This is a genomic window from Flavobacterium sp., from assembly GCF_025352425.1.
Taxonomy (GTDB): Bacteria; Bacteroidota; Bacteroidia; order Flavobacteriales; family Flavobacteriaceae; genus Flavobacterium.
The window spans coordinates 103345-118833 of sequence record NZ_JANXTI010000008.1 but is presented as its reverse complement, the minus strand read 5'-3'; the positions used below and the strand labels follow the sequence as shown (position 1 = coordinate 118833).

At 39.0% G+C, this 15489-nt stretch carries 7 protein-coding genes; 1 reads left to right on the top strand and 6 read right to left on the bottom strand.

The annotated features are described in order from the left end of the window. Window positions 1-901: 901 nt before the first annotated feature. Window positions 902-4888, top strand: coding sequence for a PAS domain S-box protein (locus Q0Q99_RS01310; RefSeq protein ID WP_293890179.1), 3987 nt, complete (start codon window positions 902-904; stop codon window positions 4886-4888). Window positions 4889-4937: 49 nt separating this feature from the next. Here the strand turns inward: Q0Q99_RS01310 and Q0Q99_RS01305 are convergent, their stop codons facing one another. From Q0Q99_RS01305 to porU, 6 genes are all read right to left on the bottom strand, one after another. Then, complete coding sequence (locus Q0Q99_RS01305) at window positions 4938-6815, bottom strand: hydrolase/aminopeptidase (protein ID WP_293890177.1); 1878 nt, start codon at window positions 6813-6815, stop codon at window positions 4938-4940. 90 nt (window positions 6816-6905) lie between these two features. Next, a complete protein-coding gene (locus Q0Q99_RS01300; protein WP_293890175.1) occupies window positions 6906-8543 on the bottom strand; it encodes a pyruvate dehydrogenase complex dihydrolipoamide acetyltransferase in 1638 nt (545 codons plus the stop codon). 2 nt (window positions 8544-8545) lie between these two features. Then, on the bottom strand, window positions 8546-9547 hold the full coding sequence (gene pdhA, locus Q0Q99_RS01295) for a pyruvate dehydrogenase (acetyl-transferring) E1 component subunit alpha (protein ID WP_293890173.1): 1002 nt from the start codon (window positions 9545-9547) through the stop codon (window positions 8546-8548). A gap of 149 nt (window positions 9548-9696) precedes the next feature. Then, window positions 9697-10179 carry a cytidine deaminase gene (gene cdd / locus Q0Q99_RS01290; RefSeq protein WP_293890171.1) on the bottom strand — a complete coding sequence of 161 codons (483 nt, stop codon included), beginning with the start codon at window positions 10177-10179 and terminating at the stop codon, window positions 9697-9699. Window positions 10180-10250: 71 nt separating this feature from the next. Continuing rightward, window positions 10251-11528, bottom strand: a complete 1278-nt coding sequence (gene porV, locus Q0Q99_RS01285; RefSeq protein ID WP_293890169.1) for a type IX secretion system outer membrane channel protein PorV — start codon at window positions 11526-11528, stop codon at window positions 10251-10253. 37 nt (window positions 11529-11565) lie between these two features. Continuing rightward, window positions 11566-15420: a type IX secretion system sortase PorU gene (porU, locus tag Q0Q99_RS01280; protein WP_293890167.1), complete on the bottom strand. Its 3855-nt coding sequence runs from the start codon at window positions 15418-15420 to the stop codon at window positions 11566-11568. Window positions 15421-15489: the final 69 nt, after the last annotated feature.

The following is a 15489-nucleotide window of genomic DNA, read 5'->3' as shown; positions in this document are numbered from 1 at the left end:
TTCCGAACAGAGAAGTTAAGCCCGACTGCGCAGATGGTACTGCAGTTATGTGGGAGAGTATGTCGCTGCCTTTTTTTTATGGAACCCCAATCTGAAAAGATTGGGGTTCTTTTTTTTATAGGTGCAGCGTGTCCCTTCGGTCGATCCGCTGCCCTGCCTGCCGGCAGGCAGGCTTTTTTTAGAAGACCCTATTCATTTATTTGATGGGAATTTTTTGTTTATTAAGCCTTGAACCTTTTATTCATAAGGCCTCAATATTTTGTCGACGCAGCCTGAACATTTTGTCGACGTGGCTTCGACAACTTCTCGACGCAGCCTAAACATTTTGTCGACAAGGCCTCGACATCTTCTCGACGTATGCTTGGACATTTTGTCGACGCATGCATAAACATTTTGTCGACGCGGCCTCGACATCTTCTCGACGTATGCTTGGACATTTTGTCGACGCATACATAAACATTTTGTCCAGGCGGCTTCGATATTCTGTCGACAAGGCTTCGATAACTTGTCGGCAAGGCTTGAACATCCATAAGACGATAAATAAATGTTAGAAAAGTGATCAACGATTTGTTTGCAATATTAGCTTAAAGGAGCAACAGAAATCTTAAACCGCGAGTCATTTCCAAATCCATTAGCACTTGTAGTAATAATTATATATTTTTGGTCTAATGTTATATAATTCACATGTTCAGGCATAAAGTTACCAATTTTAATCGACCCTAAGGTCAACCATAGTAAGGCAAATGAAATTTAATCCCCATTTTTTAAAATTGATCAAATTTCTGCCTGGTTAAAGCTTATTCACATTGAAAAGATAATTGTGTTAAATTTGTGCGTATCGCATCTATCAAATCTGTCACACCGCTTAATAAGAACTTGGTTAATTCAAAAACAATAGTCTATGATCAAACAATACTCTGATTATTATTTTCTCCAGGGAGGCGGCGAGATGGGTAAACTGATCAGAGCAAAGGATTGGAGTAAAACATCTTTAGGTGACCCCGCAGTTTGGCCCCAGAGCCTTCGCACAATGGTAGGCGTAATGCTGGATAATCCATTTGGAATGTACATAGCGTGGGGCGAAGATTATACGCAATTATATAATGACGGGTATCGTCCCATCCTTGGGACAACTAAACATCCTCACGCATTAGGGATTAGCACACGAGAAACATTTGCTGAAGTTTGGCACATCATAGAATCTATGTTTGATGGTGTAATGAAAGGCAAAGCAGTTGGCTATCCCGATTTAATGTTGCCGTTAAACAGAAATGGATTTGTCGAAGAATGTTTTTTTGATTTCTCCTATAGTCCTATAAGAAAGGATGACGGAGAAGTTGGGGGCGTATTGGTTACTGTTATTGAAACCACCAACAGAAGGAAAGTTGAAGAGGCTTTAAAGGAGAGTGAGGAACGTTTTCGGGACACGGTTAAACAAGCTCCTGTAGGCATTACGATTTTACGGGGAAAAGAATATGTTGTTGAAATGGCCAACGACTTTTACCTACAGTTAGTTGACAGGAAACTCAATGATTTTATAGGAAGGCCTTTATTTGATTCCTTACCAGAGGTGGAAGAATCTGTTGGGGCCTTACTAGACGGTGTATTGACTACCGGAGTTCCGCTTCACGGCAGCGAGGTTCCCATTCCGGTAAAACGCTATGGCAACTATGATGTGTTCTATTTTGATTTCCTTTATCATCCCTTAAGGGAACAAGATGGAGAAATTTCGGGTATCATCGTTACGGTTACTGAGGTGACTGAAAAAGTGGTGGCGAGAAAAAAAATTAAGGAGAATGAAGCCCTATTGCAAACTATTTTTTTTAATGCTCCGGTTGCCATTGCCGTGATCCAAGGTCCGGATCATACTTATGTAATGGCAAATAACGAATACCAAAATATAGTAAACCGCACGGCCCAACAATTGGTAGGCAAGACCAGCAAAGCCATATTTCCGGAACTAATAGGTACGGGCACGTTTGAAATATTAGATGATATCTATCAAACAGGCGAATCTTTTTCAATTGCCGAGTATCCGGTTAAACTTGATAAGGATGGCGACGGAAACGTGGAGCAGTTGTATTTCCGATTTTCAGCGGTTCCGATGAAAGACACAGAAAAAAACTTTGATTCAATTGTAATTGTTTCTGTTGATATAACCGAGCAGGTTTTAGCGCGAAAACAAATCGAAGAAAGCGAGAAAAAATTTGAGGCGGCTATTCTTGCGGTGCAGGGCATTATGTGGACGAATAACGGCGAGGGGCAAATGATTGGAGAACAACCCGGGTGGGCCCTACTGACGGGCCAGAGTTTTGAGGAATATCAAGGTTATGGGTGGTCTGAAGCAGTTCATCCGGATGATGCCCAACCCACTGTGGAAGCGTGGAATAATGCCGTTGTTACCAAGAGCACATTCATGTTTGAACACAGAGTAAAGACAAAGGATGACGGTTATAAACTTTTTTCTATTAAAGCGGTACCTGTTTTTGATGAGAAAAATGTTATTCGGGAATGGGTAGGTGTTCATACCGATATATCAAAACAAAGAGAAGCAGAACAAAATATTAAAGAGAGTGAAGAGCGTTTTCGCATCATGGCTGATGCCGCGCCAAATATCGTTTGGGCACTTAATCCCGATGGTTCCCAGAAATACATCAATAAATATGCGATTGACTATTTGGGGGTGTCGCTTGAGGGAGCGATCTCACTGAACTGGCAGCCGTTTATTCATCCTGATGATTTGGAAGCTACAGGGAATGCTGTTGCCGAGGCGGTTCTAAACAGAAGCTTGTACACCAAAGAACACCGACTGTTGCGGCATGATGGTGTGTATAGATGGTTTTTATCACAAGGTGCCCCGAGCTTTTTTGATAATGGAGAATTGTATGGTTTTGTGGGTTCGGGGATTGATATTACGGAACTAAAGGAAACAGAAGAGGCAGTTGCCTATAGAACGGCTTTATTAGAAGCGCATAATGAAGCAAGCGTTGACGGTATTTTGCTGGTAGATGCCAAAGGAAAAATTCTTTCCTTTAACCAGCGTTTTGTTGAAATATGGAACATGCCACCGGACATAGTAAATTCAAATGATGATGATGCAGCACTTTCTTTTGCTACGAGCCAATTGGTGAATCCGCAACAGTTTATTGATAAGGTAAAACACTTCTACGCGCATCGGGAAGAGAGCTGTCATGACGAGTTGCAATTCAAAAATGGAAAGATAGTTGAGCGAAATGGTTACTCGGTAATAGGATTAGATGGAACGTATTATGCGTGGAGCTGGACTTTTAAAGATATAACCGACAGAAAAAGAATTGAGCAGGATTTAAAAAGTACTAAAGAACAATTAGAATTAACTTTTAAAAATATTCCCGCAGGGGTTTATCTCATTAACGCAGCTGGTGAAATGGTTTATGTGAATGATAAAGGCGCCGCTGTTTATGGTGATTTTACACCTGAATATATTTTGGAACACAAAGATTTATCAGCACTGCTAAAAATTGCAGACGAACTTTTTGAACGCTTTGATGAGAATGGAAACTATTTCTCGGCTCAAAATTCCCCTGCTTTTATAAGTCTTACTACCGGTAAGCCTTCACAAACTATATTAAAACAAATTAATAGAGTAACCCGGGAGCAACTATGGTATTATGTTCAGGGTGCGCCGCTTTTTGATGAAAAAGGAAATGTGTCGCTGGTATTGGTTACAAGCACAGATATTACTGAGCAAAAAAATACAGAAGAAAAAATAAAATACAGCGAAGAACGCTTTCGTTCTCTTGCACAAACCTTACCGCAGATGATTTGGGTTACCGATGCTCAGGGCAATGCCGAGTTTGCATCTGAAAGATGGAAAGAGTATACGGGTATTGATCCCCGAGGCGAAGAAGAATGGAGAGCAATTGTTCACCCTGATGATTATGATACTATTAATGCAGCATGGTTTAACAGCTTAACCACCGGCAACATTTATAATGCTGATGTGCGACTTAAAAACAGTAATGACGAATACAGATGGCACACTGTAATGGGTGAGCCTGTTTTAGACAGCGAAAATGAAATAGTAAAATGGGTTGGTGCGTTTACCGATACGCATCAGGAAAAGTTATTTACACAAGAGTTGGAATTGAAAATTAAGGAGCGTACCAAAGAGCTCGAACAGTTTAATATTGAATTGGAAAAAAAGAACAAAGAGCTAGAATCTTTTGCCTATATATCAAGTCATGATTTGCAGGAACCACTTCGAAAAATTCAAATCTTAGCTACGCGCATCATCGAAAGAGAATCCTTATCAGAAATAGGAAAAGATAATTTCAACCGAATGCAGTTGGCCGCTAAACGTATGCAAACGCTAATTGAAGATTTGCTTGTTTATTCAAAAGCTAATACCGCCGAACGTATATTTGAGAATATCCACCTAAATATAGTTATTGATGAAGTTAAAGACGATTTAAGCGAAGAGCTGAAAGAAAAACATGCTACCATTGAAACAAATGAATTGTGTGAGGTTAAAATTATTCCTTTTCAATTTCGCCAGCTTATGCACAACCTCATTGGGAACGCCCTAAAATTTTCGGTTCCTAACATACCGCCACACATAATAATAAAAAGCGAACTAGGATATGGCATCGGCTTTGACAACGAAAAATTAAAACCAAAAAATAAGTATTGTCATATTACAATTTCGGACAACGGCATTGGTTTTAAACAGGAATACAGTCAAAAAATATTTGAAGTATTCCAGCGTCTTCACGGAAAGAATGAATACAACGGAACGGGTATCGGACTTGCCATCGTAAAAAAAATTATAGAAAACCACGAAGGTATTATTAGTGCCAACAGTGAGTTGAATAAAGGTGCGACTTTTAACATTTATATTCCCGCATAGTAACAAAGAATACTAAGTATCAACAAATCATGTTCTAGGGAAGTTTGTTTTATTTCAATATTTTGTTAATAGCTTCCACCGTGGTGGCATGATAACCTGATTTTGCCTTTGTATAAATTTGATTTGCCCATATTTTTCCTTCGGAAGTTTTAATCATTTCCTTATAAAGTGACGTTAAGGAATAAGTTCGGCTGTAGGACGTAAGGAATTGTTCGATGGCAGGATAGGCAAATTTATACTGATGCTGTATTGCTATTATAAACCATTGGCGACGCACTACGAAATTTCCGCCGTTGGTAAAATTGAATTCGGTGTCGATGGCTGTCATTTCCTGAGCTGTTATATCCTTTGGCAGGTAATCAATGAAATGTTGCTTTTCGTTTGTTGATTTTATCTTTTTGCTTAATCCTTTTACTCCTGTTTTTCTCCATGTCTTTTGAATTCTGTCAATAGCGTTGAAATCTGCTGATACCGGATTAATTATGTTGGATGGAATTCCCGGTTTGTAAATCCAATCTTCCATTTTTATTTTGTTTGCCAATGCCTTATCGCCTTTAATTAAGTTGGTATTGAAATAATCTACAAAGTCTTCGGTTGTTATTGATTGGAAAGCATGGTCATTGAAGTAATTGGTCAGGAATTTATCAAATTTTTCACGGCCTATAGCGGTTTCAACAGTCTGCAGGAAGGCATATCCTTTTTCGTATGGAATATCACTCAACGCATCGTCGGGATTTTTTCCGGTGGAGTTTATTTTTAATCTCGTATCCGGGCTGTCTTTTCCTAAATCGGTCAAGGCTATTTCAAGTACCTTTCGGCTTAGAACCGTTTGCATTTGGGCTTCGTTAATACCGAATACTTCTTCACCAATCCTGTGTTCTACATAGGTTGTGAAACCTTCGTTAAGCCAAATATCATCCCAGGTTGCATTGGTTATCAAATTTCCGCTCCAGCTGTGTCCTAATTCGTGCGCCAACAGGCTGGTTAAGGATCTATCGCCAGCTAAAACCGTTGGAGTTAAGAAGGTTAAATTTGGATTTTCCATTCCACCAAACGGAAAGCTTGGCGGCAAAACAATTACGTCATAGCGTCCCCAGCGATAAGGGCCAAATAGTTTTTCGGCGGCGATAACCATTTTACCGAGTTCGGCGAATTCCCATTTGGCCTTGTCAATTACAGTATGTTCGGCATACACTCCGGTTCTGTTGTCTATAGATTTGAATTCGATATCGCCAACGGCAATCGCCATCAGATACGACGGAATCGCTTTGTCCTGTTTGAAAGTATAAACTCCGGTATCGTTTTTCTGTTGTGGATTTACCGCGCTCATTACTGCCATCAATTCTTTTGGAACAGTAACCTTAGCATTATAGGTAAAGCGAACACTTGGGGAATCCTGGCACGGAATCCAGGTGCGTGACCAGATGCTTTCGCCCTGAGAAAACACAAAAGGTTTCTTTTTGTCAGCGGTTTGTTCAGGCTTTAACCATTGCAGTGCTACACCATCTTTGGTTGTGTTGTAATAGATGTTGACTTTTGTTGTGTTGGATTCAATAGTAATATGGAGTGGTTTGCCGTGTAAAGCAACTTCCTTTCCTAATTCAAATTTGGTTTCCTTTTCGTCATCGCCTAAAGTAACTTTGGTTATATTCAAAGTGTTTTCATCAAAAATGATTTCGTTTCCTTTGGAAGTGTTTTCTATTGTCCAGGATGCTTTTCCGGAAATGGTTTGCGTATTAAAATCGACTTTAATATCCAGGTCCAGATGTTTGGCAATTGCTTCGTTTGGATTTGAAAAGGAATGTACATCTTTTACTAGTTGATGTTTTGGAGCAGTTTGCTTCGCCTGTTCGGTGGTGCTTGGGTCTTTTTTTTGGCAGGATGTGGCTAGAGCAATGCTAAGCAGGAGTAAACCAATCTTCTTCATATTGTATTTATTTATTTAAAAAATCCCGTTTTGAAATTTTCAAAGCGGGATTGTTATTAGTTCCCTCGACTATCTCAGGATGACATTTGGTTATGCCAGCATCGTAACCGGGTTTTCCAAATACTGTCTTAGGGTCTGAAGGAATTGTGCTCCTGTCGCCCCGTCAACCGTTCTGTGGTCGCAGGCTAGTGTAAGCATCATAGTGTTTCCAACTACAATCAGGCCGTTTCTTACTACCGGTTTTTCTTCGATAGCACCAACTGATAAGATAGCTGAGTTTGGCTGATTGATGATAGAAGTGAATGACTGGATGCCGAACATTCCTAAATTAGAAACAGTAAACGTACTTCCTTCCATTTCGGATGGTTGCAGTTTTTTAGATTTTGCTTTGCCGGCTAAATCCTTTACGTTTCCGCCAATTTGCGTTAGCGACATTTGATCTGTAAATGGTAATACCGGAACCACCAATCCGTCTTCAACAGCTACAGCAACGCCTATATTCACATGGTGATTGATGATGATTGCATCAGCCTGCCATTGGGTGTTTACTTTTGGATGCCGCTTTAATGCCATTGCACAGGCTTTGATAACCATATCATTGAAAGATACTTTCGTATCCGGAATGCTATTTATTGCGGCGCGGGATTTTATCGCTTCATCCATAAAAATTTCCACGGTTAAATAGAAATGTGGCGCGGTGAAGATTGACTCTGAAAGACGAATCGCAATGGTTTTACGCATTTGCGAATTTTTAACCACTTCGGTATCTTTTTCTCCTGCGGGAATAAACGGTCTTACCATAGAAGTTTGCGGCACCTCGACTGCGCTCGGTGTGACAACAGATTGTGTTGTAGAAGGTGTAAAGTTTTCGACATCACTTTTAGTAATGCGTCCATTTTCTCCTGACCCGTTTATTTGTGAAAGATTGATTCCTTTATCTTTTGCAATTTGTTTTGCTAATGGAGAGGCGAAAATTCTGTCAGAGTTTTCAGTTGTCGGTTGTTGGTTTTCAGTTGATGGTTGTTGCACCTCGACTGCGCTCGGTGTGACAGCCTCTGTAGACCCGCCGCCGTTTTTAAAGTTTTCGGCAACACCTGAAATATCTGTTCCTGCCGGACCAATTATGGCTAAAACGCTGTCAACAGTTGCCGATTGTCCTTCTTGAATTCCGATGAATAATAAAGTCCCTGAGTTAAAGGATTCAAATTCCATTGTAGCTTTATCAGTTTCGATTTCGGCCAAAATATCACCTTCTTTTACTTCATCGCCTACTTTTTTCAACCATGCTGCCACAGTTCCTTCAGTCATTGTGTCGCTTAAGCGAGGCATGGTTACTACTATAACTCCTTTTGGTAAAGAAGCTGTTGTCGGTTGTGCGTTGTCGGTTATCGGTTTTGATTCTACTAGAGCTTCCGCAGGTTTCTCTTCAGATTTTATTTCTGTAGCAGCCAGAGCCGAACCTTCTGAAATCATTCCCGAGATATCTTCTCCTTCTTTTCCAATGATGGCTAAAAGGGAATCTACTGCGGCGGTTTCACCTTCCTTAATCCCTATGTATAATAATGTACCGGAATTAAAGGATTCAAATTCCATGGTAGCTTTATCCGTTTCGATTTCAGCTAAAATATCGCCTTCTTTTATAATATCGCCTTCTTTTTTCAACCAGGTTGCAACTGTTCCTTCGGTCATCGTATCGCTCAAGCGGGGCATTGTGATTTTAGTCGCCATAATTATAGTCTGTGAGGGATGAAAGGATAATTTTCTTGTTCGTAAACTACGTCATACAATTGCTGTGCTTCAGGGAAAGCAGACTCTTCGGCGAATGTGACACATTCTTCTACTAAATCTTTTACTCTTTCATCAATGATTTCAATTTCTGCATCTGTAGCATAATTTTTTTCTTTGATGATGTCCAGCACTTGTGTGATTGGGTCAATTTTTCTGTATTCTTCTACTTCTTCTTTTGAACGGTATAATTGTGCATCCGACATAGAGTGACCTCTGTATCGGTATGTTTTCATTTCTAAGAAAGTTGGTCCGTCACCACGACGTGCTCTTTCCATAGCTTCGTGCATCGCTTCCGCAACTTTTACAGGATTCATTCCGTCAACTGGTCCGCATGGCATTTCGTAGCCCAAACCTAATTTCCAGATGTCTGTGTGATTGGCAGTTCTTTCTACCGAAGTTCCCATAGCGTAACCGTTGTTTTCACAAATAAAAACTACTGGTAACTTCCATAGCATTGCCATATTGAAAGCTTCGTGAAGTGAGCCCTGACGCGCAGCACCATCACCAAAATAGGTAAGCGTTACACCGCCAGTGCTGAAATATTTATCGGCGAAAGCCATACCCGCACCCACAGGAATCTGAGCACCAACAATACCATGACCGCCATAAAATCCGTGTTCTTTTGAGAAGATGTGCATTGAACCACCCATTCCTTTGGAAGTTCCGGTTACTTTTCCAAGTAGTTCCGCCATTACTTTTCGTGGGTCAACACCCATTCCGATTGGCTGAACGTGATTACGATAAGCGGTAATCATTTTATCTTTTCCACCTAAGTTCATAGCGTGTAATGCACCCGCTAAAACGGCTTCCTGACCATTGTATAAGTGTAGAAATCCTCTAACTTTTTGTTGAATATAAAGTGCTGCAAGCTTGTCTTCAAACTTTCTCCAAAGCAGCATGTCTTCGTACCACTTTAAATAAACTTCCTTTGTTACTTCTTTCATTTTTTACTTTTTGCTAAAGCGTTATAAGTTGTAATTATATTTCAACGCAAAATAGTTCACTCACACACAAATTTGCGCCCCGAAGGTTCGTGAGCAAAAGTAAAACATTCCGTGTAAGAAGTAAAATTTAAAGGGGTAATTTTTTACAGCTAAAGGAAGTTTTTGTCGAAGGTAAGGGGCAATAAATTTTTAATCGAATCTGATTTATAAATTTCACCACTTTCTCCCATAAAATAAATTTCTATTGGTGCGTTTTGCTTGAATTCATATTCAGAAATAGATTGTCTGCAACCGCCACAAGGTGGAATTGGAGTAAGAGTAGGATTTGTATCCGAAGCTGCGGAAATTGCCATTTTTATAATTGTAGCTTCCGGATAAATCGCATTTGAGTGAAAAATTGCTACTCTTTCAGCACAAAGTCCGGAAGGGTATGCCGCGTTTTCCTGATTGGAACCTAAAACAACTTTCCCATTGTCTAAAAGTAATGCGGCACCAACCCTGAATTTTGAATAAGGAGCATACGCATTTTTTCTAATTTCTATGGCTTGTTGCATTAATGACTGAACATCCTGAGGAAGCTCTTCAACGGAATGAAATGCGGTTAGCGAGGTATTGATTTCTATTTTTTTCATTTAACTATCGGGGAAAAAAAATCCAAATCTCATTTTTGAGATTTGGATGTTATTTTTATAATTTAGCACTACTAATAATCTTCGTATTTGTCGCCAAAGGCAAACGATAATGAGAAACGAAGTGTGTTTTCTAATGGGTTTTTCACTTTTGATGCTGAGAATAAATACGATACATCGACTTTAACTACGTTGTATTTGAAGCCCGCTCCAAGTGAGAAAAATTTTCTGGCTCCTTTTATTGGGCTTTCATGGAAATATCCTAAACGAAAAGCAAATGAGTCCTGATATAAATATTCTGTCCCAACAGAATAGGTAAACTCTTTTAGTTCTTCGCTGAAGCCTCCGGGCGCATCTCCAAATGAGGAAAAGATACCGGAAACCCAGTTGATTTTGTTATACTTAGCTCTATTAGATGTATTTTCATCATTAGCAGCAGTTACGTTGGCTGCATTTGTTGCGTTAGCAGCAGCTATTTCTTCAGGGTCAGTGTTATTTCCATTACCATTTGAATCAACTGGCGCAACTGAAACAGGGTCTACTCTATAAGGAGGAGTTGGTACTAAAAGTTTTGCAAACTCAACGCTTACAGATACTTTGTTGAAATCGTCAAGTATAAAATCATAACCAGCACCAATTCTCATGTTGGCTGGAAGGAAGTTGGCACTGTTATCGTCAGAGGCTCCAGCATCATAATTAATTTTAGGTCCCATATTTTGGAAATTAAAACCAAGTCGCAAACGGCCATTAAAACTTGAGAAAGCTGCTTCTTCACCTACATAATAACCTGCGACATCAACAGCAAAAGAACTAGCGGGTTTGGAATCGGTGGACTCGCCTGAAGGAATTCTTAAAGCAGAACGAATATATCTTCCGGCAATTGCCATGGAAAATCGCTCACTTAATTTCAAAGAATATGAACCATCAAATGCTAATTCATTTGGCTTAACAATTTGCGCAGGATCCTCTGCATTTTGTCTTAATTCGATTTCACCTAAACCAAAATAGCGTAAGCTAACTGCAAATGCACTTCTTTCATTTATTCTGTTATAATAGGTCGCTTGTCCCAATGAAATATCGTTAACTAAGTTAGTTAAATAAGGCGTGTAACTTGCTGTAAAGCCTTGTTTGTCTGTGGCAAATGCATATTTTGCAGGATTCCATTGTTGTGAGAAAGCATCTGTAGAAGTAGCAACTCCCTGGTCTGCCATACCGGCAGCGCGTGCATCAGCAGCTACTAGAAGAAACGGAACGCCCGTAGTAATAACCCGGCTATCTTGAGTACTTCTTTGTGTTTGTTGTGCAATGATAAGTTGTGAGGTTAATATAAATAAGATTGCGATTTTTTTCATTTTCATTTTTATAAAGGTTAACAAAGATACTATTTTCCTATAGGATTACAAGTTTTTCTATTCTTTCTGCTTTTTTGTTCGATAAAGTGGACTTTACTGTTAATTTATAGACATATACACCTTTCCCAATACGGTCTCCGAAATCATCTTTGCCATCCCAGGTTATGTCTCTCGACAGAAAACCATCTGTGGTGACTGTTTGATTTTTGGTCCAGACAATTTTACCAGTGATGGTCATTACCTGCACCTGGACATCCAATGGTTCAAATGGCCTGTTGTGGGAAAACCAAAATTCGGTATAACTCACAAAAGGGTTTGGGTAATTTAATACATGTTCGAGGGCAATGTTTTCATCACCAACCACTACAAATTGAATTTCGGAGGTTATTGGATTATTATAAACATCCCAAGCTTTAAAAGTAATTGTATGTAAACCAACCGCTAAATTCCGTAACGGAAAATAAACCCTGCCTTTTGTGTAATCATCCAGTTCAGTTTGATAATAATCATTCATGATGTAAGGTTTTGTTTCATCACCGTCAAGGATACCGACGATATCATGACCAATTCCACTTGCCGTATTTATTCCATGTTCGTCTTCGAGTTTGGCCAGAAAAAAAGGAGATTCATTTGTAATACCACCATTAACAAAAGTTTCATCATTCATATAAAGCTTTACCGTTGGGCCTGTATTATCAGCAACAGCGCTTGTGTTGATTCCTCCAATTTTAATATCTGTATTGTAACCTGCTTTGTCTAAATGAATCTGATTTCTTTTGGCGTAAAAACTAATTCTTCCGTTGCCAACAGGAATCCTGATATCTCTTGGAACTACAAATCCGAATTCAAAATTTCCACTTGTAATAGAAGCATTTCCCCTAAAAATAGTTTCCCCCAAATTTGTAAAAGTCATTGATGGACTATTGTTGTCATTGTTGAGCGTAGTGCGTATTACGTTTTTATCAAATATATTAACTGATAAGTCACCGTTATATGTTGGCAATGGATTATTATTTTCGTCTAAAACTTCTCCGGCTAATTTAACAAAAGCCAAGGATTGTAAGTCAGCTATTGGTCCAGTAATTGGCATGTCATTTACTTTAGTCAAAACCACTTTTGGACGAGGAATTGCCAACATTAAGGCTGGATCGCCCAAGTAAAACACCACGTTGCTGGCGGTAGTTGAGCTAAAGTTTTTGGCAAGGCGAAGCGCTTCTGCAATGGTTGTATAATTGTCGCTACCGTACGAAAATAAATATTCAGAAAGCTTGTCATTAAATACTTCTGCATTTCCCTGATCTATAGAACGAACGGTAGTTATCATTGATATAGCACCACCTCTTGGATTCCAGTAGGTGTATTCGCCGGCAGTTGGACGATAGGGGTTATCAAATCTCGAAAAATCGCAAGTAATCGTTATAAAAAGTGGGTATTTGTATCGGTTACTCAAGTTTTGGCCATCTGATTTTTCCCAAATTCGTTCACCGGATAAACCATCTTCACCACCATGTCCTAAATAATTGAACACTAACGCACCTTTTTCAAAAGCAGCAAAAATTTCTTCTCTTGCTTTTGGGTATCGTTTTCCTCCGGCTGAAGTTTCCTGCTCATACGAATCAAGCAATATTTTTTTGAAATTGATAAATGGTTTTTGGGCAACCAGAACATCAGTAAGATTGTTTTGCTTTAGCTGCAATGTCGCATCAGAAGGTTTGTCTGAATCATCAGCTATGGCGACATAATTGGTTCGCCAGCTACCATAAGATTTCAAATCATTGTATTCAATTACTTTGTTTACCATTTCATCGGCCTGTTGGGTTGTACTCACAATCATTCGTCCGACAGCAATATCAATTCCACCTAAATCAAAAGTGATGTTGGTACTGCCATTAAATGAGGTATTTCCATAATCTAATCGGCCTTCGTCGTCATCCATCATTCCAAAAAAATCATCAGATGCAAATGACGATTGTGATTCGGTATAACTGTTTAATGCCTGATATATCGGGACGATATTGGTGTTATTGGGAATGCGGTCTTTAAAATCATAGGATGCGTCTCCAAAAAGGTTTACATATTTTACACGTTCTCCTATTGGAGCATTGAAATAAACATATTTCACAAAATTTCTAATCGCACCGATATCTTGTTTTCCGGATGCAAATTCGGGATAAATGCTTTCCAGATTTACTACTTTCACATTCAAATTGGAATAACTTCGATGAAAAGCAGCTAATTTTTCGGCTTGAATATTTAAAAATTTCGGGGTAATAATTAAATAGTCAATTTTCTGCCACTGCCCCTGAGCATTATTAAAAACGGTCCCTTTTAAATTTTGGTTATCCACTTTTGATTTCGAATCTTTTGATGGCGTATAATAATCGGAATTGTCAATGGCGACATATTTCCGAATTTCTCCCATATACGATTTAAATGAAAACGCGCTGGACGATGTGTTTTCTACTTTGGTTACGTTAAACCTATCGGTGATGTCCCAAATTTGGGAGATTGATGACGCATTTGAAAGCTGGTATTCGCCAACACCTGTTAGCGAAGCTGCCTGGTCAAATTGAAATTTAAATTGTTTTCCGAATGCCTGAAGATTTCTCTTGGCTTTAATGTTGATGTAATCTAAATAGCCTCTCGAACTTGGCACGCCACCATTATCAAAAGTTACTTTGATGGTAACATCTTCGGTAGATACATTGGCATTTGAAAAAAAATTCTTTTCTATAATTAGGGCATCGCTACTACTTCCGGGATCGAGAGAGATATTTCCAACCAATTGGGAGTTGGCTTCTATTTTAAAATTATTGGTAGTCGAAGTTACGGCAGCAACATGCGTTCTTATTTCAATAGGCGATGAGGTTACAATATTTGGAAATTTAAATTGAAAATCCTGTACGTTGTCAACGCTAAAGCCTTCGCCAAACCAAATTCTGCCTAATTTTTCAACATTTACTTCGTCAATTTCGTGAAACTGATAATCGTCAAAAGTGGTTATAGGTGTTGCAACTCCTGTTGGTTGTGTTATATCAACAATTCGCTTTCCAACATCACCTTGCGTTGTTACATAATAATAGGATTTATCAGCATAGATGTTTAAGCTGCTTTTGTAATCGTCACTCCAGGTATCCATACCTTCTGCATAAAAGAGAATAAAATCCGGGCTATCAAAAACGCCATCGCTTTCGCCGATAACCTGAATGGCGTTTTCGGTTAAATCGATAGGGTAGTCCACAGAGTTCAGTAGCGGTAGCATTCTTCCGCCATTGCCATAGATTTTTATTTTTCGTGGGTCAACATTGGTATCAAGTCCTAAACTTTGAAGAAAGCTTTTGGTTATTTTGTACACTCCTGATTTTTGAACATAGAACCGATACCAATTCCCAGTGCTTAAAACAGAGTTTTCGATGGCGGTAATATTGTTAGGAGCTTGTGCCTTTGCCGCGTTTTGTGGAACTGTATAGTTAAATGAAATTAGTTTTTTAAAAGAGTTTCCTTCCTTAACTATAGGCGTAAGCGTAATTTTCCCATAATACTTGTCTCTGGCATTATAGCTTTTAAAAGTCGATTTAAAACTGGACGGAATATTTTTTTTGGAAATATCTCCAAGCTGGCTTTCGAGAATAGGTTCAAATACAAGATTGGTTATTTGAATTCCATTTTCACTCACCTTATTGTTTAAGGACATTGTCAAAGAAAAAGATACCGTTTTGGAATAAACATCGAACTCGTAGTTTTGAGGATTAAACTGAGGAACCATATACGACATTCGGCCATAAGACAATTCTTTCTTGTCTGTCCAATTCACTGAAACGTTTCCCTGATCTTGGGCAATGGCTAAGAATGTGCTCAAAAGCAGTAAGCAAAAAGTAATAATCCTTCTCATAAGTATACAGTAAACGGATTTTTTCGAAAATTAGTATAAAAAAACAAAAAAATATTTTTTTTGAGACAA